The 23,607-nt window shown below is 34.9% G+C and carries 17 protein-coding genes, 1 pseudogene and 1 riboswitch; of the genes and pseudogenes, 10 read left to right on the top strand and 8 right to left on the bottom strand.

What is annotated here, in order from left to right:
• The first annotated feature begins 5 nt into the window (after positions 1–5).
• From ABWU28_RS05965 to ABWU28_RS05990, 6 genes are all read left to right on the top strand, one after another.
• Entirely contained in the window at positions 6–746 is a 741-nt protein-coding gene (locus ABWU28_RS05965; RefSeq protein ID WP_019236937.1) for a YebC/PmpR family DNA-binding transcriptional regulator, read from the top strand.
• Positions 743–1,783, top strand: coding sequence for a M23 family metallopeptidase (locus ABWU28_RS05970; RefSeq protein WP_019236938.1), 1,041 nt, complete (start codon positions 743–745; stop codon positions 1,781–1,783). Before ABWU28_RS05965 ends, ABWU28_RS05970 begins: the two co-directional genes overlap by 4 nt.
• Positions 1,767–2,636: an SPFH domain-containing protein gene (locus ABWU28_RS05975; protein WP_019236939.1), complete on the top strand. Its 870-nt coding sequence runs from the start codon at positions 1,767–1,769 to the stop codon at positions 2,634–2,636. The genes ABWU28_RS05970 and ABWU28_RS05975 overlap by 17 nt, the downstream gene beginning before the upstream one ends.
• A gap of 76 nt (positions 2,637–2,712) precedes the next feature.
• Positions 2,713–2,816: riboswitch (TPP riboswitch) on the top strand.
• A complete protein-coding gene (locus tag ABWU28_RS05980) occupies positions 2,805–3,089 on the top strand; it encodes a SemiSWEET family sugar transporter (RefSeq protein WP_052265050.1) in 285 nt (94 codons plus the stop codon). Its footprint overlaps the riboswitch before it by 12 nt.
• Positions 3,061–3,741: a thiamine diphosphokinase gene (locus tag ABWU28_RS05985; protein WP_052265049.1), complete on the top strand. Its 681-nt coding sequence runs from the start codon at positions 3,061–3,063 to the stop codon at positions 3,739–3,741. The genes ABWU28_RS05980 and ABWU28_RS05985 overlap by 29 nt, the downstream gene beginning before the upstream one ends.
• A gap of 535 nt (positions 3,742–4,276) precedes the next feature.
• Positions 4,277–5,233: an IS5 family transposase gene (locus ABWU28_RS05990; RefSeq protein WP_213863789.1), complete on the top strand. Its 957-nt coding sequence runs from the start codon at positions 4,277–4,279 to the stop codon at positions 5,231–5,233.
• A 241-nt stretch (positions 5,234–5,474) separates the two neighbouring features.
• Here the strand turns inward: ABWU28_RS05990 and ltrA are convergent, their stop codons facing one another.
• From ltrA to mutL, 6 genes and pseudogenes are all read right to left on the bottom strand, one after another.
• On the bottom strand, positions 5,475–7,355 hold the full coding sequence (gene ltrA / locus ABWU28_RS05995; RefSeq protein ID WP_353275141.1) for a group II intron reverse transcriptase/maturase: 1,881 nt from the start codon (positions 7,353–7,355) through the stop codon (positions 5,475–5,477).
• A gap of 416 nt (positions 7,356–7,771) precedes the next feature.
• Complete coding sequence (locus tag ABWU28_RS06000; protein ID WP_353275142.1) at positions 7,772–11,917, bottom strand: collagen-like protein; 4,146 nt, start codon at positions 11,915–11,917, stop codon at positions 7,772–7,774.
• Positions 11,918–12,289: 372 nt separating this feature from the next.
• Positions 12,290–13,753, bottom strand: coding sequence for a DegQ family serine endoprotease (locus tag ABWU28_RS06005; RefSeq protein WP_213863890.1), 1,464 nt, complete (start codon positions 13,751–13,753; stop codon positions 12,290–12,292).
• Between the two features lie 3 nt (positions 13,754–13,756).
• Complete coding sequence (hflC, locus tag ABWU28_RS06010) at positions 13,757–14,629, bottom strand: protease modulator HflC (protein ID WP_007302430.1); 873 nt, start codon at positions 14,627–14,629, stop codon at positions 13,757–13,759.
• A 2-nt stretch (positions 14,630–14,631) separates the two neighbouring features.
• Positions 14,632–15,657, bottom strand: a complete 1,026-nt coding sequence (gene hflK, locus ABWU28_RS06015) for an FtsH protease activity modulator HflK (protein ID WP_007302431.1) — start codon at positions 15,655–15,657, stop codon at positions 14,632–14,634.
• Positions 15,658–16,071: 414 nt separating this feature from the next.
• Positions 16,072–17,532 (bottom strand): annotated as a pseudogene (mutL, locus tag ABWU28_RS06020) (DNA mismatch repair endonuclease MutL); the annotation flags it as partial.
• 64 nt (positions 17,533–17,596) lie between these two features.
• On the opposite strand from mutL, the gene ABWU28_RS06025 reads away from it, so the two are divergent.
• Positions 17,597–19,054, top strand: coding sequence for an IS4 family transposase (locus tag ABWU28_RS06025; protein ID WP_353275143.1), 1,458 nt, complete (start codon positions 17,597–17,599; stop codon positions 19,052–19,054).
• Here ABWU28_RS06025 and ABWU28_RS06030 read toward each other — a convergent pair.
• Positions 19,029–20,489 (bottom strand): DEAD/DEAH box helicase, encoded by a 1,461-nt coding sequence (locus ABWU28_RS06030; RefSeq protein ID WP_353275144.1) that lies wholly within the window; start codon positions 20,487–20,489, stop codon positions 19,029–19,031. The two genes, ABWU28_RS06025 and ABWU28_RS06030, sit on opposite strands and share 26 nt — an antisense overlap.
• Before the next feature lie 97 nt (positions 20,490–20,586).
• Here ABWU28_RS06030 and rimM point away from each other — a divergent pair, with 97 nt between their 5' ends.
• From rimM to ABWU28_RS06045, 3 genes are read left to right on the top strand one after another with little or no spacing between them, the layout of a single operon-like run.
• Positions 20,587–21,087 carry a ribosome maturation factor RimM gene (rimM, locus tag ABWU28_RS06035; RefSeq protein WP_006014540.1) on the top strand — a complete coding sequence of 167 codons (501 nt, stop codon included), beginning with the start codon at positions 20,587–20,589 and terminating at the stop codon, positions 21,085–21,087.
• Between the two features lie 59 nt (positions 21,088–21,146).
• The gene (efp, locus tag ABWU28_RS06040; protein ID WP_007302193.1) at positions 21,147–21,713 is read left to right on the top strand and encodes an elongation factor P; all 567 of its coding nucleotides are present in this window, start codon (positions 21,147–21,149) and stop codon (positions 21,711–21,713) included.
• Positions 21,714–22,406, top strand: coding sequence for an inositol monophosphatase family protein (locus ABWU28_RS06045; RefSeq protein WP_353275145.1), 693 nt, complete (start codon positions 21,714–21,716; stop codon positions 22,404–22,406). It abuts the gene before it with no gap.
• 193 nt (positions 22,407–22,599) lie between these two features.
• Here the strand turns inward: ABWU28_RS06045 and ABWU28_RS06050 are convergent, their stop codons facing one another.
• The gene (locus tag ABWU28_RS06050; RefSeq protein WP_213863789.1) at positions 22,600–23,556 is read right to left on the bottom strand and encodes an IS5 family transposase; all 957 of its coding nucleotides are present in this window, start codon (positions 23,554–23,556) and stop codon (positions 22,600–22,602) included.
• Positions 23,557–23,607: the final 51 nt, after the last annotated feature.

A 23,607-nucleotide genomic window follows, 5' to 3' on the forward strand; every position in this document is an offset into this window, starting at 1 on the left:
TTCTTATGGCTGGTCATTCACAGTTTTCAAATATAAAACATCGAAAAGGTGCTCAGGATGCAAAGCGCTCGCAAAAATTTACGAAGCTCATTAGGGAAATAACAGTTGCTGCAAAACAAGGGCTAACTGATCCCGAGCTTAATCCACGTCTTCGCTCTGCTATCTTTTCTGCGCGAAAGGAAAATCTACCAAAAGATAAAATAGAAACAGCAATAAAAAATGCAGCTGGTAACGTTGCTGGAGAAAGTTATGAAGAAATACAATATGAAGGCTGCGGACCTTCTGGTGCTGCACTTATTGTCCATGCTCTGACAAATAATCGCAACCGAACTGCTTCTGAGATACGTTATATCTTTTCTCGCAAAGGCGGTAATTTGGGAGAAACAGGATGTGTGAGTTACCTTTTCGATCATGTAGGCTTAATTGTCTATAAAGCAGAGGGTATAAATTTTGAAGATTTATTTAACTATGGAATTGAATTAGAAGTATTGAATGTTGAGGAAAATAACAAGGAAGAATTATATGTTATAACTTGTGAAGTGAAAGATTTTGGTAGAGTGCGTGATGCTTTCTATACAAAATTTGGAGAACCAGAACTTGCTCGTCTTTCATGGCAACCAAAGGACCTGATTGAAGTTAGCGACAAAGAATTAATTGATAAATTATCTATATTAGTTGAAGAGCTAGAAGATAATGATGATGTGCAGTATGTTGAAGGTAATTTTATTTTTGCTGATAAACTATGAGGCTGGTAATACTTCCACTGCTTTGTATTTTACCAGCATATGCAACTGAAACATTTGCGCAGAAATACTATTGTCATTCCAGTGCCCAGACACTGGAAATTGATTGTAAACAGCACGCTATACAACATTTTCGATTAAAAAACTGTTCAAGCACTGGAATAACAGAAAGCAACCTAAACCACTTTCCAGCGTTACTTCAGCACGGGATCAGAAAAAAAAAAGCTGCTTTGGTGACAGAAAGTGATAGAAAGTTGTTATTCATATCCAGTGACATAAAATCCTCTTTTTTTGACGCAGAAGGTTTGGCGCCAAATACAGTAATGAGATTAATCGACATATATAAAGGTTATGGTGTAGATTTTAAAAAAGACATTGTGCCCAAAAGCAAGTTGGAAGTTCTGTGTGAGAGTGATCAGAAGGCTGAAGAAAAAATTTTATATACTTCACTAACAACAAGCAATAAAGCTATAAGTTTATATTATTATGAGTCACAAAACGGCAAAGAAGAGTATTTTAATAAAGAGGGGATAAGCTTAAAGAGTTTCGTAAGTCCTTTAAACGGAGATTTTCGTATATCCTCGAATTTTGGTAATAGAAAGCATCCCATTCATGGTAAAATTGCTTTTCATAAAGGAGTAGATTATGCAGCTAAACTTGGCACTCCTATACACGCCACTGCAGAAGGTGTAATAGAATATATAGGAAAGAATGGTGGCTATGGGAATTACATCAAAATAAAGCACAACAATAAATATTCAACTTGTTACGCACATATAAGCAAATTTAGTAGCGATGTAAAGTTAGGCTCTAAAGTAAAGCAGGGACAAATCATTGCTTATGTTGGCAGCACTGGTGTTGCAACAGGACCTCATTTACATTATGAAGTTATATATAATGGTAAACATATTGATCCGCTTACGATAGCTCATGGCAATGAGATAAAGTTGCCTGATTGTGAATTAAGAGAGTTTAAATTATTTGTAAGTAAGGTAGATGAAATAATCAGCAGAGAGGGTGCAAGTGAAAAAGCAATCTGATGAAGACAGTACAGATAAAAATACAATAAATGATAGAAATCTAAGTAAAATTCGGGCTTTTCCTGTACTAATAGCGCTAGGGTTAATTTTATTGGTACTTTTTGTGTATGACAGCACAATTGCACTTGGAGTTGCTGCTGTTTCAATATTGACTTTTTCTCAAGGATTTTTCGTTAATGATCCTAATGAAGCAAGAGTGATAGAGTTTTTTGGTCATTATATTGGAACTTATTTTAAGTCTGGAATATGCGTAACGCTTCCGTTTTCGAGTAAATATAGAGTTTCTTTGAAATTTCAGAATATCAATACAGAAAAAATTAAAGTTAATGATGCTAATGGAAGTCCGATAGAGATTTCAGTAGTAATTGTTTGGAGAGTGAGCAGTCCTGCGAAGGCATATTATAATGTTAATAATTATCATGATTTTGTTTTTGTGCAAAGTGACTCGGTAATTAGAGAACTGGCAAGTAATTATCCGTATGATAGCGAAAACGATGAAGAATCTTTGCGTAAAAACTCTGACAAAATTTCAAATGAATTGCGGTCAATGCTACAACAAAGATTGAATATTGCTGGAATTGAAATTGCAGAAGCAAGAATATCGCATTTGGCCTATTCATCTGAGATTGCACAAGCAATGCTGAGGCGTCAACAAGCACATGCCATCACCTCTGCAAGAAAGCATATAGTGCAAAATGCAATAGGAATTATCGAAGAAGTAATAGCCCATTTTGAAAAAAATAAAAGCTTACAATTGGATGGAAAACAAAAGGTTCAATTGATAAACAATTTGCTAGTTGCTCTGATCTCTGAGCAGGATGCACAGCCGACTATTAGTTTGGATAATAATTAGCATAGAAGCCGATTGGGTTTCATGAATGCAAGTCACTGTTAATTTCTTGATTAATAGACTAAATGATGTTATAAATTACACGCATTAGGGGTGCTCTAAAAAAGCTGAGAGTACATAAAGTACAACCCTTTGAACCTGACTCTTGTTAAAACAAACGTAGGAAAATGTATGTATGTAAATATTGAAGAATGCTTTGGCTTCATCGCGTTCGTTACATCTCTCATTGGGTTATTGCCTCAAGTATATAAAGCATATATCACAAAACTTACTCGTGACGTATCGATGCTAATGTTGGTGAGTTATCTTATTTGTTCATCATCTTGGCTTATTTACGGTATTTGTCAGGGTTTAGCTTTTGTGATACTCAGTAATATTGCTGGATTAGTGATCAGTATAATATCAATTGTTCAAAAATGTTACTACGATGCAAAAACTGCACGGAGCGTTTTATAACCATATGCTACATTGTAGCGTGGAGCAAGAATATCGCTCTATTGTAGTGCTAAATGGAGAAATACCTGATTCATCGTTTTTTAAACAAGATATACCTGTTATTGCTGTAGATGGAGGAGCAAACAAGCTTCTATCAATTGGCGTAAAACCTGATCTTGTAATAGGAGATTTGGATAGTATAAATCCGAATTTACGTGCTAACTTAAATACAGTATATCTACCTGATCAAGATTATTGCGACTTTTCTAAAGCAATGGCTCACTTAAAAACAGTAAAGTTATTGCCATCAATAGTAACGGGTATTATTGGAGGAGCAATTGATCATATACTACAAAATATTAACTTTTTTTTAAGTACAGATAGTATCTTTTATATGCCTTCGCCTCCCATGGTGGGGTACGCCTTACAAAAAGGTATTAGCTATTTTTCCTCTTTGCTAAAAAATACTAAAATATCCTTACTTGGTATACCGAAAGCTCAAATATCAACTAAAGGATTAAAATGGGAACTATGCCATAGTAACCTTGCTTTTCCAGGAAAGAATTCTTGCTTTAATCGAAGTTTAGGCAATGAGTTATCTATAGAAATACACAGCGGCGTGTGTTTAGCAATGATATATTTAGAAGCAGTAAATGATGATGGTGTGTATTGAGTTAAAACATTAAGAAAAAAAAAGTAGAAAAACCGTGTTAACACTAATTCTAAAAACTACAGGCGCCTGTTGTTAGCTAAAGTAAAGGTCAAATATCTGGAATTCTGGACATAAAATCCTCCTGTATAAAAAAGATTCAGAATGTACACACAACAGATGTAGCTGAATTTTTATTGAAAAATTGGTTAAAAGGTCTGCAGACCAAGATAAATTTTGAGCTCTCTAAATATCTCTACCATCATTATAATGGCATCTTGAGTATGCGGAAGCAATTTTTTCATTAAAATAAAAAATTTTATTCTACAGCTTAAAAAGGAGTTTGCTAATTTTCACACTGAATCGGATTTCACTACTCAAACCTAGAAACTTTAATGTATCAAGGTATCTGTTCAGGGGAATGTTCAAGTCAGTGCTCCCTTTCTTGTCATTCCAGTGCTTGACACTGGAATGGCTTTGTTGCACCACTCAAGGAAAGAACAGGCAGTTACTGATGGAATTTGTTATAAAATAGATATTTAGCCGACAAAGGAAAAATATGCCAATAAGAATGAAAGTCAGTAACTGCAATGAATATAACAAATTTCTTCAAGAAAGGGGAAATGTTTTTCATTATATCAACGATGCCATTGAAAATTGGTACGAAAATAGTCCAAAAGTAGCAGGTGGCAACAATGTCTACAGCGACAAAGTAGTGATTCTAATTCACATAATAACCTATCTATTCAGGATTGGTCTTAGGCAAACAGTGGGATTTATAGAGAAATATCTTGAGCAAATAGGGAAAATTTTGCAAATTATCAGCTATTCGCAGGCTTCAAGAAGGTTTAAAAAGCTTAATATCAAAATCAACGACTGCAGAGTTGATAAGAACGATATGGAAGATATTGAAATTGCTATAGATAGTACAGGTATCAGCATCTACAATAATATTCCAGGCCATAGTAAGGCAAATGGTACAGATAGAAAGTATCGCCGCTATGAGCAAACAAGAAAGCTACATGTAATGCTAGAGATAGGTAGTAAAAAAGTTATAGCTGCAAAATACAGTAGTGGAGTTTATTCCGACCACTATGGAGCCTGTGATCTTATTGAAAGAGTGGATACCAAGTATAACATAAGCACGATATATGCAGATAGGGCATATAATCGAAAGAAGTTATACAAACTGTGCGATGAGCTTGACATAAAGACAAGGATTCCTCCGCAAAATAATGCAGTAGAGCATCCAAAGTTGGATTATATGAATGAGAGAAATTCTACAATCAAGCTCATAAAGTCATATGATGAAGATGGTATGAAGAGGTGGAAAAAAGAGATAAATTATTGGAAGAGATCTTATATAGAAAGTTTTTTCTCGCGACTGAAGCAAATATTTGGATTTAGTTTTAGGAATAAATCTGAGATTAATCGTGAGAAGGAACTGCTACTCAAGTGTTATTTGCTTAACAAATTTACTGAAATAGGCATGGCTAAGTTTGATATAGCTTCATGAATTTATTATACATTACCCACTATCCGAAGAGCTGTGCAACAAAGCCCACTGGAATCCATTATACTCCGTAAATTTAACTGGGTGCCAGTGTCAGCTACTTTCATGACATCAACTGATTTTCCTTTGAATGCCAGTTATGCAAGAAATCTATTATATAATATTATTGTCACCCTCTTGATAGTTTGTTAGCTCCTCTCCTCCTGAGTTACTTGGTGCAATTATTTGATCATATTCAGTTGAGTTATCTAAGTGAAGAAGGTTGCCCCTCCTCACTCGACTTCAAAACCGTACGTGAAACTTTCGCTTCATACGGCTTCTCTCTAGCTTGGTGCTTTTCATGCATACTTCTGTGTAAATTATCGTGACAATGTCCATGTAGCATAGATAAGTTTGTGATTGTATTATTTTGCTTATTTTGGTCCTTATGATGTATTTCTAAGATATCACCATTCTTAAACCAAAGTTGACAACAATCACACTTACCTTGTTGCATCTTCAGAAGTTTTATTGTTTGTGGTGATTTATCAAGTATTTTACTCATACGCTTTCCCCAATAAGTCCAGTCTCCATCATATGGAGATTTGGCTCCAATCACTTTGACATGTCGTTTAATGTCATGATCTCCGTGTTTAATAAGACGCATTCCGTTACTTGTCATATATCGCCATTTATCGTTACCATACTTCTTGAAGTATTTTCTTTTGATCCAACATCTTCCTTTGTTTTGGTGTTTAAACATTGCCCATTTCCAAAGTTTTCTAAACATTGTATTATCCATTGCACCAAAGGCTTTAGATGATACCACCGAAGCGTAGTATTGACACCATCCTCGAATAATTGGATTAAGGTGACTTATTACTGCTTCTTGTGATTCACCACGCATTTTCTTTAGCTTACTTTTAATGACTAATGAGTGTTGTTCTATAGAGTTACGACTTGGTTTGATGATAGACTTGTATGACATCTTATTGTGTTTTGTTGGATATTGCCGTATTGTAAAACCAAGAAAATTGAAACCTGGTTTTATTCCTTTCAGGAATTTTTGAGTATGAGAAATTCTTGTTTTTGAAGGGTTCAACTCTAATCCAATAGTTTTTAACCATTCTTCAATCAGAGTTTTTGCTTTCAAAACAATTTCCTCACTTTCATGAAGTACTACAAAATCGTCTGCATAAGTGATTACGCTGAGTGATCTTTTCGCATTTTCCCTACATGTTCTGCCAGGTTTCGTTTTCCTGTAGCTAATTAGCTCCTCTGCCATTATTTCTTTCAGATAATTTTCTAACCCATGTAGAGCAATACATGCCAGTAATGGAGAAATTGTCCCTCCTTGGATTGTACCGCTTCTAGATGGTTGAAATATCCTATTTTCCATCACACCTGCTTTCAACCATCCTTTTACTATCTTCCTTAAAGTTGGTGTGGTATTGAGTTTTTCTAACAGTATATGATGATTTATATTATCAAAACACCCAGAAATATCAGCATCTAAAACAAATACTGTTTTCTTGATGAGTGCTTGAAATATAGCTTCAATGGCATCATGACATGATCTACCAGGTCTAAAACCATAAATGTTGGGCTCAAACTTTGCTTCCCATTCTGGTTCTAGCATCATCTTAACAAGTGTTTGTTTTGCTCGATCTGTTATTGTTGGTATCCCTAATGGACGTTTTTCACTTTTTCCAAGCTTTGGAATCCAAATGCGCCTTGATGGCTTTGCTCTCTCCTTTATATCTAAGGATTTTGCCAATTGCAATCTTTCTTTTTGATTAAGGTTAGCTTTTCCATCAATACCTGCAGTTCTTTTTCCTCTATTGTCCTGAGTTACCTTTCTCACAGCGATCATCCTAGCACTTGTCGATTTTTGTAATAATCTCTGAAGCTCATGCATCTTTTTGATATCATTACATTTAGAAGCTCGGTAAATTCGTTTTTGTAGCTTAAATGAAGACTTTTCTAGCTTGCGCCAAGGAACTTCATTCCATTCATACCTAACTTTTTGTTGGCTCATAACATATTCACTACTATTCATAACTTTACCTTCCAAGTTACAGTGTCCACGTCTGCGTATCCTAAGCATTACTTTAGGCATTAGCTTTTTAGACAATCCTTCCAACATAGAAGCTTGCAGTTGGCTACTTGCTTATTACAAAGTATAATAAGAGCTTCTATGTGGTTACTCCGTTCCATGAAACCGTTTCGCGTCAGATTTAGGTTCTTATTTTTTTTTTGCCGGGAGATCGGAAACATCTTGATTAAACGAACCAATTCTAATCATCCTTATTCTCCATACCTTTTGGTCTATGTGTACCAACCTTATTTCACATATTCACAGTAACGACAATTCAAACATAAGTTTCTTTCGTAACCTTACCTGACTCTTCTTGGGAGAATTTATTATAAGGTTTAACATTACTCCCTTTTAGCCCATGCTCGCACCTTAGGTGTTTGCCAGTTTCCTAAAATGTGGGCTATAATTTCAGCCAGATGTTATGGCGGATGGAATTTAACCATCACAATTTCATGACTTCCGGGTCACACTAGTTCCATTGGATCAAAATTTAGACTTCTCTTTGAAATGCCACATTTCACAGCTGTTGCTCCTAATACTTCTTCAAATTGTATTACAATATCTGCTGCATTTATTATTTTTGCTACTTCCTGTATTTCATTTTTTACTTTATATTCATCCTGTCCTACCGCAGGGTAAAAGAAATTTATTACTTGAGATATAAATGAAGTTGGTCTGCTTGCTCCGCTTGTCACTGATGATTTTTTAATTTCCCTCCTTCTTCTACGTGCACCACAAATTTGATCTGCTGGACTTGTTCTACAAAATATATCTTTTGTTTGACGATAGAGCGCCTCTGTGTCTCTTTGCGATCGCAAAGCTTGAGTGTTAAAACTTTTAGCATTTTTTGTAAAAATAGCTGTTTTATTGTGCAGTTCTTCGACTTTGTTTGTAAAACCTTCTGAAGCATTTTTAGCTGCCTCTGCTGCTTTTTTAGCATCCAGAGTTTCATTTTTTGCTTTTCTTATCTCACGTAAAAACTGATCAGCTAATGTAGCACCTATTCCATCTTCTCCCTTGGAACCTGGCAATCCATTCGCACCTGGAGCTCCGGTATCTCCTTTTGGACCTTGTGGACCTGGCATACCCTTAAGACCAGATCTACCAACTTGACCTTTAGGTCCTTGCAAACCTATCTCTCCCTTAGGTCCTTGCAACCCATTTGCACCTGGTTCTCCTTTGTCACCTTTAGAACCTATCTCTCCTTTCTCACCCATATCACCTTTTATTCCCATGGCTCCGTCTAATCCTTTAGGACCAATATCTCCCTTTGTTCCATTTATACCTGGCTCACCTTTTATACCTTGAGGTCCTATATCTCCTTTTAATCCTTCTATACCCGGCTCACCCTTGTTACCTGTAAGACCTTGTGTACCATTGAAGCCCCTCAGACCTGGCTCTCCCTTAGGACCTTCTGGACCTTGCAATCCATTTGCACCTGGTTCTCCTTTCTCACCCATATCACCTTTTATTCCCATGGCTCCGTCTAATCCTTTAGGACCAATATCTCCCTTTGTTCCATTTATACCTGGCTCACCTTTTATGCCTTGAGGACCAATATCTCCTTTTAATCCTTCTATACCCGGCTCACCCTTGTTACCTGTAAGACCTTGCGTACCATTGAAGCCCCTCAGACCTGGCTCTCCCTTAGGACCTTCTGGACCTTGCAATCCATTTGCACCTGGTTCTCCTTTCTCACCCATATCACCTTTTATTCCCATGGCTCCGTCTAATCCTTGAGGACCTATATCTCCTTTTTCTCCCTTTGGACCTTGGACTTCTCCTGGATTTTTCCTTAGTTCTTCTGCAATGCTTTGTGTTAGCCCGGTATTATTTGCAAGGTTTTCTACTAATGTATGATTAGCATCACTTAGTAACACATCTGCTAGCTCTTCCATTCTGTTATCAGCTAGTGCAATGGCTATTCCTGTTTGAATATCTTGATTACTAATAATTCTTCCTGCAACTTGCTTCTCTAATACTAAATCTCCTCCTTGGTCACGATATTCAAGCACCTGATTAGCAATAGTGCCATTATTAATTAATTTTTGTGCAATTTCTTCAGGACTTGCATCTCTACCTTTATCACCTTTAGACCCAGTATCTCCTTTGTCACCTTTAGAACCTATCTTTCCTTTCTCACCCATATCACCTTTTATTCCCATGGCTCCGTCTAATCCTTTAGGACCAATATCTCCCTTTGTTCCATTTATACCTGGCTCACCTTTTATGCCTGGCTCTCCCTTAGGACCTTGTGCACCTGGCAATCCATCTGTTCCGGTATCTCCTTTATCACCTTTAGAACCAGTATCTCCTTTGGGACCTTTTATCTTTCCTGGATTTTGTCTCAACTCTTCTGCTATTCCTTCACGTAAGACTGGATCATTTACCAGCACTTTTTTATCTTGATCATCTTTTGCTTCTAGTACTGCTCTTCCTAATTCACCTACTTTTTGAGTGTCAAAGAACTGATGAACAATATTTTCAACTATTGTTTTTGCTGCATTCACATCGCCTTTTAATTTGGCATACTCAAGCAAATACTCAACTAATTTTTCCTTGTCTATTTCTTGCTTCACGATTTCTAGAGCCTTTGGCTGATTATTTAAATCACTATGAAGCAGAAGATACTTAGCAAGTGCCCAATCGCTCACCTTACCTTTTATAAGATTGTGAGCTTCTATCTCGCTCATACTGCTTCTATCAACAAGTAGTTTAGCAAGCTTTTCTGCAAATTTTTCATATTTTTGGAAGGCTATAGGATCGGGATTATTTTTCTTTGTGGCATCGCTTGTTATCTTACTCACAGTATCTTTTATAATGTTTTTTGCTTCCTCTAAAGAAAGTTTACTTACTACTCCTTCAGTAAGTTTTGCTACATCAATTTTATTCACAAGTTCCTGCGAATTAAGATTAATTTTACCGGCAATCTGAGTTGCAAGATTTTCACCTTTGATACCATTTGCGTTAAGAACTGCTTCTCCTAGCTCAGCTTTTTTATTAGTAACCAATTCAGTTGCGATTTCTGTAGCACTTGAGGCATCTCCCTTCTCACCTTTTGGGCCTTGAGAACCAGGCTTACCCTGAGAACCAGATTCTCCCTTATCGCCTTTTGGACCCAAATGGCCTGGCTCACCTTTAGGACCACGTGCTCCAGTGCTACCTACAGAACCTTCTGGACCAATAAAACCTCGGTCACCCTTATCACCTTTGGAACCTTGGTCACCCTTTAACCCCTTTTCACCGTTACGGCCTGGTTCACCCTTTTGGCCTGGAGGACCTTGTACGCCTTTAACTAACGCTTTTAAAGAATCTTCTTGCTTTACACGCTCACCAAAAAGATGTGCTACTGTTTCTGAAAATCCCTTGGGATTAAGCCGATCTTCTGTCATTATAGCTGCTGCTAAAGGATATAAATGGTCTATGTTAGAAGAAAATTCGGTAACAACTTGACTAATACTTGGAGTTACTCCATTAGTGCCTTGATTCCCTTTTTCTCCTTTAGGGCCTTGATCGCCTTTTGATCCATGCGCACCTGACGATCCAGTATCTCCCTTGTTACCTTGAGGACCAGGCGCTCCATCGAAGCCTCTATCACCTTTTTGTCCCCTTTCACCTGGCTCACCTTTAGGACCTTGTACACCAGTATGTTCTAATCTTTCAATTCTGCCTTTTAAAAGTTCAATTTCTGCTTCTAAATTTATATGTTCTTGAATATTCACATCAACCTCCAAAAAGTTATCAAAATTTTCTAAGTTATAATAATAAGGATATGGACCTGGTCTATTGTCGTGCTCATACCCAAAAGAATTAGGGTTAAAATTATAAAAATTTTTGCATGTTCTATTTTCATACGATATGCAACCAACATAACTATTGCCTAACTTTTTTACTGCAAAATAGGTATCTTGTGCGTTCAAGCTCTCCATTTCATGAAAAGGGAATAACTCGAATGTATTGCTTATACGAGTAAATGCTGAATTGATATCATTCAATATGCCAACTTTTCTACCAATTGAATCATATACCTGAGCGCTCCTATATAATTTGTATATATTTCTTGATTCTTTAAACAAATAGTCTCCTATTTTTATTTTGAGTCTTTTATCAGGTGAACTTTTAAGATCTTCCAAAATAAGACTGACATTTTCGCTACTAATTATGTCTTTTGGATCTATTAAAACTTTCCTGTTTTCTAGCAGTTCATAATAAATACTACAGCTTTCACGATTATATGCCTTAACATGTAAACCATTTGTGTAACCATGAGGTATACGATCAATAGTAGCTATGATAGTATTTTTGCCATCATAGTAATAATAATAAGGTTGATCAGAGTTAGTAACTAAAGCGAATTTGTAATCATTTCCTACCCTTTCTAGCTTTAATTGTGGCCATTCAGATAAGTTGTTTAGTATACTTGCCACGTCATGCTTCAAATCCCAAATTTGAAAACTCAGGCCAATATTGTTGTCGATGATAATGTAAGATACACTAGGCAGGCTAAATGTTGTTTTGTTATTTAATCTTATTTGTGCAGGTATCCTACGACCAGTTCTATTATTACAATCGTTTTGTAGGATACCTTCCTTTTCTAGTTTAAAACGCATCTCCACCTCCCTTTGCGATTAGATATAATTAATTTATGGGTATTAATTATTGATTAATAATGATGATAAGTAAATATGATTATATTTTACACTAATTTAGTTATAAATTAACTTGTGAAAGAAAGTTGTTTTTTTACAACTGAGCATAAAAATGCTTTGTATTATCGAACTTCTTACCACTCCAGCTCTTTCATCTTATGGATGATATCGTTCCAGTGCTTGATACTGAAATCTAGTTCTTCCATAACCTCGTTGGAAAGGTTTTCAGTATAGGGACAAATTTTATTAATCTACAGAAACACCCTTACCCTCAGGATAAAGAAGCTAGTTAAATTTGTCAAGCAATTTTTTCATGACCAGCTAGATAAATAGCTACTTCTTCAATTTGATTGAGGTGAAAAATTGATTGCCGTTGCGGTAAATAAGCAGCATTACTGAATCTTTGCCGTCTTTTTTTACTGCTGAATCAATTTGTTTTTGAAAATCATTAGTATTTTCAATATCGATTCCATCTAGTTGAATAATTATATCACCTTTCTTAATAACACGTAGTGTAGAATTACTACTACTATCTACACTAGTAACTACTACACCCTTTGTGGGTGCATTGTTTTTTAGTTCTTTTGGCAAATTTGAAACGGTTAAACCACTTATATAACTAGATGTTGATTTATTTTCTTCTTGATTATTACCTGAATCATCATTTGTAGATTCCTCGATTGCAACCTTGATATTGACTTCTTTACCTTTTCTAAGTAACTTAACCTGTACTTTCTTTCCGGGCTCAGTTCGTGAAACCATATGAGGTAATTGCGTCATTCTATCAATTTTTTTGCCGTCAAACTCTAATAGTATATCACCTACTTTGATTCCTCCTTTCTCTGCAGGACTGCCCTTTACTACGCTTGCAACTAATGCACCTTTGATATCTTTTAAACTCAAGGATTCAGCAAATTCTTTTGTTATAGGCTGAACTTGCACGCCAAGCCAACCATGTTTTATTTTTTTACCACTTTTTAATGTGTCAATAATTGAAATAGCTAGATTAGATGGTATAGCAAAGCCTATACCCACGTTACCGCCAGATTCAGATGGGGAATAAATAGCAGTATTAATGCCTATAACTTTTCCATTTAGATGAAATAGTGGTCCCCCTGAGTTACCTCTATTAATTGCAGCATCAGTTTGAATAAATTCATTCATAGTACCAATACTAATGTCTCTAGATCTTGCAGACACAATTCCTGTACTTACAGAGCCACCTAAACCAAAAGGGTTGCCTATTGCAATAACTGTATCACCAACTCTTGCTTTATCAGAATTACCAAATTCAACAAAAGGAAGATCTTTATCAGAATTAATCTTAAGCACAGCAAGATCAGTTTTTGCATCATAGCCTAAAACTTCTGCTTTGAAATAAGTATTATCGTTCATAGTAACTGTAATATCTTGGGCATTTTTAATAACGTGATAGTTGGTTACTATGGTTCCACTTTTATCTATAATAAATCCAGACCCAAGTAACGTCACTTCTCTATTAATGCTAGGAGCTCTATCGAAAAATTGATCAAAATGCTCGAAAAATTCTCTAAAGTCATCAAAGAAATTATTTCTTGGCGTAAAAGGGATTTTAGTTCTACTGTTATTTTCTTGCTTAACTATTTGCTCACTTGAAATATTTACAACTGCGGGAATAAGTTCTTCCACTATATCAGCAAGCCCTTTATTACAACTACATACAGGATCTGCAACTGTTTTTGCAAACAGATTAGCATATGAAGCAAATGAAATTAAAAAATATGCAAATATAGATAAAATAAATGCTTTACTTTTCATAAACTATTTCCATCCCTTGTTCAAAATATCTAAGAAATTATTATTTGGTGAAAGCACAAATTTAGTATTACCCTCAGCAAATGATTTACTGTAAGCTTTCATAGAGCGATAAAAGTTAAAAAACTCTTCATCAACCTTGAATGCCTCATTATAGATTCTAGTTGCTTCAGCATAACCACGGCCTCTTATTTCATGTGATTCTTTTACTGCACTAGAGACAATTCCCCTTTTTAATTTATCAGCTTTTGATCTAATTTCTTGTCCAGCTTGTTCTCCTTCTGCTCTAATTTCTTTTGCTTCCTTTTCTCTTTCAGTTTGCATGCGGCGGAATATTGCAGAACTATTTTCTTCTGGTAGATCTGCTCTCTTAATTCTTACATCTATTATCTCTATGCCAAATTTTCCAGCTTCAGAATAAACTCCACGTTGAATTAATTGCATAACTTCTGATCTCTTTTCATTCAATAAACTAATTAATGAAAATCTTCCTATATTCTCCCTTATGTGAGCTTCTATGACAGGATATAATCTTCTAACTAGCCCTGATTCATTTTTCACAGTCTGATAAAAAGTGATAGGATCTATTATTTTATATTTTGCATAAGCATCTACTATAATACGCTTTTGATCTGCAGTTATCACTTCCCTTGGAGTTTTATCAGGACTTAGATCTAAAATTCTCTTATCAAGAAATTCTACGTTATTTATAAATGGCAATTTAAAATATAAACCACTGTCCCTAACATCTTTTACGACTTTACCGAGTTGTATAACTATTGCTTGTTTTGTTTCTTGAACAACAAAGATTGAATTAGATAATGCAATCAATAATGCAACAAATACAAAAGCAAAAACAATTTTAATATTACTACTCATGACTATTTTCCTAGATTTGTAAGAGGTAAATAAGAGAACATACCTTTCAGATCGTCTGTTATAACAAATTTATCTACCTTGCTAAAAATATTTTCCATAGTTTCAAGATAAATACGATTCTTAACAAGAGAAGGATTTTGTCTATATTCTTCATAAAGAGATAAAAAGCGATTTGCATTACCTTTCGCTTCATTTATTATTTCGTTCTCATATGCTTCTGCATCTAATTTTATCTTTATTGCTTCACCTTTTGCACGAGGTATAATATCATTACTGTAAGCATATGCTTCGTTTATAGTACGCTCCTTATCTGCACGAGCACTTTGTACATCCCTAAATGAGCTAATCACTTTTTCTGGTGGGTCAATTTTTTTCATTTGAACAGATAAAATTTCTATACCCATTTGATATCCATCAAGAATCTGTTGCAATAAAATTCTAGTATCTCTGGAGATTTCAGCCCTACCTTGACCTTCGAGTGCAAAAGAGATCGTATTTTTACCTATTATTTCTCTCATAGCACTTTCAGCAGCATTTTTAACGCTGAAACCAGGTTTATAATCCCGCACTTTGAATAAATAATCTTTGGCATCTCTAACTCGCCACTGGACCTCAAAGTTAACGTTGACTATATTCTCATCTCCGGTAAGCATCACTCCTTCACCACGATCTGTATCTCGCCCATAAGAGCTGCTTATCCCAATTTCTTCACGATTTACTTCTTTAACATTCACTTTAAAAACCTTACCAATAGGGTAGGGAAAGTGATAACGCAAACCAGATGTTTCTGTATTGGAATATTTGCCAAAAGTAAGTTCTATACCTTCCTCACTCGGATGGACAATATAGAAACCAGTACAAAGATAAAACAACAAAACAATAAAAATGATGAAATAAGGTTTTTTCCCTCTATTTCTGGTTAAGCCATTAAAAAAGCATCTTATATCAGACACAGCTTTACTTAAAATATCTTCATTACTTGAACCTGACGGTTTCTTTCCAAGATTCCAAGGATTACGCTCATCCATAAAAATTATTAATTGTATAACTAATACGCTGATATTACTTAATCTTATCAAAAAATGCAAAACTATTTTGTTTGCAGATTAATGATCGGAGTGAAGGATGTGATCATACACTTCCTTTTTCTCTATATGATATGGTCAATTCTACAGAATTTCTGGCTTTTTTTGAATTCTTTATTGTCGTTTTTGATAAGTATCTTTAGTTGTATATTAATTATTAACATAAAAGACAATGCCTGGGATTTAGGAAACTTAATTTTAATCAAGTAGCTGCATAATAAATCATCGTCAAGTAATAGAATGACATTATCTACTATACAAATTACCTGCAAATTGCAATGTTCGAACAATTGTGTATCTGAGTTTTGAGATGACGAAACTAGGGTTGTATAATCTATACACATTTGTGACAATTTCTTACCTTCGCTCAAATAACTTTTCAATATCGCTTAATTTCATTTCTATATAGGTTGGTCTTCCGTGATTGCATTGTCCAGAATATGGTGTTTTTTCTATTTGCCTCAACAACTCATTCATCTCCTCTAATTTCATCTTTCTACCTGCTCTAATTGATCCATGACAAGCAATTGTAGCTAGTATTTTATTTATTTTATCCTCTATAGGTAGAGTATCTTCTATTTCTATTAATCTATCCACTATATCAATTAGCATTTTCTTCACATCTATTGACCCTAAGATTGCAGGTATTTCTTTTACTATGATCGCATTTTCTGATTTAATTTCGATATCAAAGCCCATTTCGAAAAGCTTATCCTTATAAACTTCTATCATTTCCATACCGGCTTGACTTTTGATTTCAACCATTTCAGGCAAAAGAAGTTTTTGTCTTTTTATACTTGATTTCTCCTTTAAGCACTCGTATACTAGTCTTTCATGGGCTGCATGCTGATCTACTATAATTAGTTTGTCTCTTACCTCGGCAATAATATAAGTATTGTAGATTTGACAGTGTGCAAACCCAAGTGGATAGTCCCTTATTAGATCGGTTTGTTTCCTTTCCAAAATTGTAGTTTCTGCTCGTGGAGGAGATTTTTGCATACCAGTATAATCAAACGATTTTGAATGTTCTGATAAGCTTTTTGTCTCTATATTTGGAGAAGTAAATTTTCTCATTAACTGGTTTTCAAAAGGATCCGACCTTCTTCCATAAAATTCATTTTTAAGACTAGACCTACTAAAAGGATCTGATGATAGATGATTCGTTTTTGTTCCATTCTGAGCCAATACAGTTTCTGCAAGATCTATTCTCTTTGATAGCACTTTTATTAGCCCTCTTCTCACTATTTCATATATTAGCCTCTTGTTCTGAAACCTTACCTCTGATTTATTTGGATGCACATTTACATCAACTTGATCATACGGTATCTCTAAGTGCAGCGCTGCAAAAGGATATCTATTGCTTGGAATAAGGTCGTGATACGCATAACGAATTGCACCAATAAGTAGATTATCTTTAATTGGTCTACCATTAACAAATGTATAGATCTGAGTTGAATTGCTACGATTGACAGTAGGTTTACAGATGTATCCTGTAAGTCTAATGCCATCTTCTTCTTCACTAATTTGCAAAGAGTTTTCATGAAATTCTTCTTCTACTTCGCATAGCCTGCTAAATAATGAGTTCTGCTTAGCATACTTAAGAAGCTTCTTATTATCGGAGATAAGAGTAAACTCAATTCCATAATTGATCATTGCTAAGTTGTTTACAATATCAACAATGCTTTGTGTTTCTGCCCTTTCGGTTTTGAGAAATTTTAGTCTATTTGGTGTGGCAAAAAATAAATCTCGTACTTCAATATATGTTCCTATCGATAAAGGATAAGGAACAAGCTCTCCTATTTTTTCTCCCCCCTCATACCCTCACTTTTACCCACAAATAAAAAAGCGAGTAAAATGGATACCAAATAAATTTGGGATTAAAATGAGTGAAGTAAGTACAAATGTGCAATATACTGATGGCTTAGGGGATAAATGGCTGGAAAGAGAGTTAAAACACGTTAATTTAGGAGATACAAGACTTAATAAGAGACTTATTAAAACAGGCTATTGTATAGAGGGTAAGGCGTCTGGATCAATTAATCAAAGCTGTAGTGGATGGAAAGAAGCTAAGGGTGCATACAGATTATTTAGCAATGAAAAGCTTAAGGATAAGGAAATTTATTCTTCCCATTACAAAGAAACTATGGAGAGAATGAAAGGAAATCAGTTTGTTTTTTCAGTTCAAGATACAAGTTATTTGGATTTTGACTCTCATATAAAAACCAAGAGGCTAGGTAGTATTTCTAAAGCTTATACGAAGCATAAAATGGGTTTACTGTTGCACAGTGCCTTAATAGTCAGCAAAGACGGATTACCTTTAGGTCTATCTTCTCAACAATGTTGGGCACGTTCTATTAGGGAAAAAGAAACGTCACAAGAAAAAGCAAACAGGAAATACCGTACCTCCATAGAAGAAAAAGAAAGTTATAAGTGGATAACAGCTCTCAAAGAAAGCATAAACAACCTTCCTGCAAATGTACAACTTGTTACCCTTGGTGATAGAGAGGCAGATATCTTCAAATTTTTATGGATCACTGAGACATTAGGTAGTTTTTATGTAATCCGTAATCGAACTAATAGAAGATTTATCTGCACTGAAATTGGAAAAACAGATTTGCAAACACGCATCACTCAACTGCCAGTAAAGAAGAAAATTTCTCTAGAAGTTAATAAAGGTAGAAACCAAAGATCAAGGAAAGCTAATATTGAAGTTAAGTATATGAAAGGCTATATACCTATCAGATCTTCTTCAATTTATGGATCAAAAGACAGAGTGCATAAAATAAGTGATAAAATCCCTGTATATGTGGTAAGTGCAAAAGAAACAAATCCTCCTGAAGGATTGGAAGCTATTGATTGGACTTTGTTGACTAATGTACCAGTTAATAGCACTTTAGATGCTATAGAAAGGATAAATTGGTATAAGCTAAGATGGAAAATTGAGGAGTATTTCAGGGTTTTAAAATCAGGATGTAAAATAGAAAGCTCTCGTTTAACTACAAAGGAAAGGCTACAGAAATTAATTGCTATAAAGAGCATTATTGCATTTAAAATTTTATATTTAACAAAAGTCGCTTTATCAAATCCCATGGAAACCTGTACTAAAATTTTAAGCAATGAAGAGTGGAAGGCCCTTTTCATACGTGAGCATAAAGTAGCTACATTACCAGAAGAACCTCCAAACATAAAACAAGCTATTATTTGGTTAGGAAAATTAGGTGGATTTATGAATAGAAAAAGTGATAATTTACCAGGGGCTATGACTCTATGGCGGGGCTATGAAAATCTTAAGGAGAGCATAGTTATGCTTCACATCATGACCTCTCAAAATTGTGGGTAAAAGTGAGCATTAAATATGAGAGAGTAAGATCGATCATTGAATGCATTACTCTATATTTTAGATATTCAGCAGTACTACTGAAATCCACCTTTTCTTTTAATTCAGATATCTGCTCTTCTGTCAGACTAGGATGTTGCTTTTTAACGCAGCTTATAAAGTTCGCTTCGCGTAACTTGAGCCTATAGTCTTGATAAGACATCCCTTCAGGCTGAAATTTATTATACACTTCATAACGTGTACTACCTTCATATACTAAATTATCTCTACCCTGCAACGCAAAGTTAAGATTAACTATACTATTTACATCATCAGCTAAAAGCAGAGCACTTTCTCCAATTGGGCTTTGCACATTCCATCTTATAGAAGTTAATAAATCATCGGTATCAACAAGCTTATTGTAATTAAAAACTTCTTCGCTCTCTTCAACATATTCATGAGCTGGGCTCGATTTTTCTCTAGTAAATAAGCTACGCACGTTAGCAAGAAATCTAGAAAGCAGTTCTTTTGACTCTACACCAGTTGCTTTAGTTAGTACCCACCAAATTGGCAACATTACTATACCAAATATAAACATAGAAATTGTATAATATAAGTTTCCAATCAAAGCAGAATACAGCCAATAATCTGAAGTTAGACCAATTACAGCAGCAACATTACTATTTATAACAGGAAATAATGTAATCATAGGTATTATAGTAACAGCAATATTCACTACAAATGCTAGAGTGAAATTTGTTCTCCTATTGGTTTTTGCAATAACACTTGCTGTGTCGATGGCGTTTGCAATACAACGTCTACTCAATCTTGTCGGGCTGATAACTTTTCCGCATCTATTTAAAATCCTTCTCTTTGGTGTTGCAGTGAGGTAAGTCGTAGGATATTTCTCATCAAGCTTGCACATGTTCTCAAAATCCTGCTGCTTATTAATACTGTCTGCTTCATCAACACTAATCCACAACTTGGTATTTTGGTCTTTTAATTTCCGATCATTTTCTTGCTGTAATAACAGGTCATGTGTCACTATAATTGTTGTAGGTTTAGTTGCCTTCAGTGCATTTTTAATTTCCTCAGCAGCTTTAGGTGTCCTAATGTTTACAGTAAATGCACTACTCATCATTTTTTTAGCTTGGTTTACTAGATCACTGTTTGGTACTGCAACCAGATGATGAAACCCTGCTTGGGCTAGTACATGGCTCCACATTCCAATATCGTAAGTCTTGCCAAACCCAGTTTCTGCATCGATCATAACATTACAGTTAGCAATGGAAGGGTTTTTGAGATGTTCCAATATCCCTTTAACAACAGATTTACGACGTGCTACTATTATAGATTCCTTTGTATCATCAAGTTTTATAGATTCACCTTTTAGCTTGCAGTTGATTTTTTCTAAGCTACTTATAATACTTTGCCTTTCTTGATTACTGATAGAACTCACACATTACCCGCTATAATTATTACAATATTAATTGTATGTTAATTCAGTAAATTGTCAATTCTATGGACAAAAAGCTGATTTCAACTATCATATTAATATGAATATATGCCTCGGAATAATTACTTCTCCCCATGGAATCAAAGGAGCTGTCAAAATAAAAACCTTTACTGAAAAGCCCGAAAATATTTTCCTATATGGTGAACTAATAATCGGAAGTGAAAATTATAAAATAAGCTTGGTGTCTGTTGTCAGTAATAATTTAGTAATAGCAACAATTAGCGGTGTGAATTCCCGTAATGAAGCAGAGCTTTTAAGAAATAAAAAGTTATATATAGAAAGAGATAAGTTACCACAGTTAAATGATGAGGATGAATTTTACCAAGATGATCTTGTGAATATGGAAGTAAGACTAGAGAGTAATGAATTATATGGCTATGTGAAGTCTGTGAATAATTTCGGCTCGGGGGATATATTAGAAATTTTGGTTATCAGCACAAAAAAAAACATTATGTTATCTTTTACTAAAGAAGTATTTCCATACATCAACATGAAGGAAAGGTATATAGTAATCAACATGCCAGAATTCATTGGCCAATAAAAATTTTGATATTTGTATAAAGTTATTTATAATAATCAGACCAAATTAAAAGTGTAATTATGGCAGAAAGGGCTAATGATATCAGGCCAGGTCAGGTACTAGAACATAACGGTGGTTTATTTTCGGTTATAAGTATTATGCATACTCAACCTGGTAAGGGTGGTGCATATATACAAGCTGAAATGAAAAATATCCAAACAGGAGCAAAGTACTATGAGAGGTTTCGCTCTGATGCAACAATCAGAAGGGCAATTTTAGATGAAGAGGAATATGTTTATCTCTTTACTGAAGGGAATATCGTAAATCTTATGCATCCAAGTAGTTACGAGCAGATTGTTATAAATTTAGACTTATTAGGGGAAAAGAAGGCTTATTTGCAAGATAATATGAAAATTAAAGTAGTAACTTATCAAGATAAAATAATTTCTGCACATGTGCCTGATCACGTTACACTAACTGTAAAAGAGACAGAGTCTGTTATCAAAGGTCAGACTGTTACTGCTTCTTATAAGCCTGCAATTTTGGAAAACGGAATACGTGTTAACGTGCCTCAATTTATAAAAGAAGGGGATAAAATTGTATTACATACTCCTGATAACAGCTATTACGAAAGAGTAAAAGAGTAAATGGCCATTTCATCACCACGAATCAATGTGATGCTTGATTCTGTACGCAGTGCCTCCAAGCAGCTTATACGTGATTTTAATGAATTGCAAATTTCAAGCGTTAAGTCAGCAGACTTTATCAATAAAACTTATTCAAAATCCAAGCAACTTATATACGATTGCTTGAAAAACTACAACCAGAACTATGACTTTATTTTTGAAGACGATGTGGGCCAAGATCTAAAAGACGGCGGTTATATTTGGTTTATTATGCCTATAGAAGGCAAGGAAAACCTTTTTAGTTGTATGGTTTATTTTGCAGTATCAGTTTGTCTCATTCATAAAAACAGAGTTGTAGCAGCTGTGATTGATGCTCCAGCCCTTAGAGAAACTTTCTGGGCAGAGGAAAAGAAAGGAGCTTTTCTTGAAGATTTCAAATCTCGCCATGTAAAAATGCGGATGAAAGCTCGTGAAGGGGGAATAATAGACATAAGTGGTAATTTGTTAAATAAATTACCACTTGACAATAATAATCTACGCTCCCTTGGCTCAACGGTACTAGGTTTTGCATATCTTGCTGCCGGAAGATACAATGGAATAATTTACTCTGGAATTAATAAATATAAAACTTCACTCGGTAGGCTTTTTCTGCAAGAAAGCGGTGGGAGATTAAGGGAAGATAACGCGCTTGTCATTGCTGGAGATATAAACTAAAGTTCATTCAAAAGAGCAAAAGTCACGTAGTGAAAATAATAAATGGTCTTACCTACCCCTCATTGCAGCAGGGTGGCAAAATAAGATAGACGAGAAAAGACAACTATAGGAACAAATAGGTGTCATTCCAGCACGTGACACTAGAATGGCTTTGTTGCACAGCTCTTCGGATAGTGGGTAATGTATAATAAATTCATGAAGCTATATCAAACTTAGCCATGCCTATTTCAGTAAATTTGTTAAGCAAATAACACTTGAGTAGCAGTTCCTTCTCACGATTAATCTCAGATTTATTCCTAAAACTAAATCCAAATATTTGCTTCAGTCGCGAGAAAAAACTTTCTATATAAGATCTCTTCCAATAATTTATCTCTTTTTTCCACCTCTTCATACCATCTTCATCATATGACTTTATGAGCTTGATTGTAGAATTTCTCTCATTCATATAATCCAACTTTGGATGCTCTACTGCATTATTTTGCGGAGGAATCCTTGTCTTTATGTCAAGCTCATCGCACAGTTTGTATAACTTCTTTCGATTATATGCCCTATCTGCATATATCGTGCTTATGTTATACTTGGTATCCACTCTTTCAATAAGATCACAGGCTCCATAGTGGTCGGAATAAACTCCACTACTGTATTTTGCAGCTATAACTTTTTTACTACCTATCTCTAGCATTACATGTAGCTTTCTTGTTTGCTCATAGCGGCGATACTTTCTATCTGTACCATTTGCCTTACTATGGCCTGGAATATTATTGTAGATGCTGATACCTGTACTATCTATAGCAATTTCAATATCTTCCATATCGTTCTTATCAACTCTGCAGTCGTTGATTTTGATATTAAGCTTTTTAAACCTTCTTGAAGCCTGCGAATAGCTGATAATTTGCAAAATTTTCCCTATTTGCTCAAGATATTTCTCTATAAATCCCACTGTTTGCCTAAGACCAATCCTGAATAGATAGGTTATTATGTGAATTAGAATCACTACTTTGTCGCTGTAGACATTGTTGCCACCTGCTACTTTTGGACTATTTTCGTACCAATTTTCAATGGCATCGTTGATATAATGAAAAACATTTCCCCTTTCTTGAAGAAATTTGTTATATTCATTGCAGTTACTGACTTTCATTCTTATTGGCATATTTTTCCTTTGTCGGCTAAATATCTATTTTATAACAAATTCCATCAGTAA

Origin of the sequence: Wolbachia endosymbiont (group B) of Pilophorus perplexus, from assembly GCF_964028155.1 — a bacterium.
In the GTDB taxonomy this organism is placed as follows: domain Bacteria; phylum Pseudomonadota; class Alphaproteobacteria; order Rickettsiales; family Anaplasmataceae; genus Wolbachia.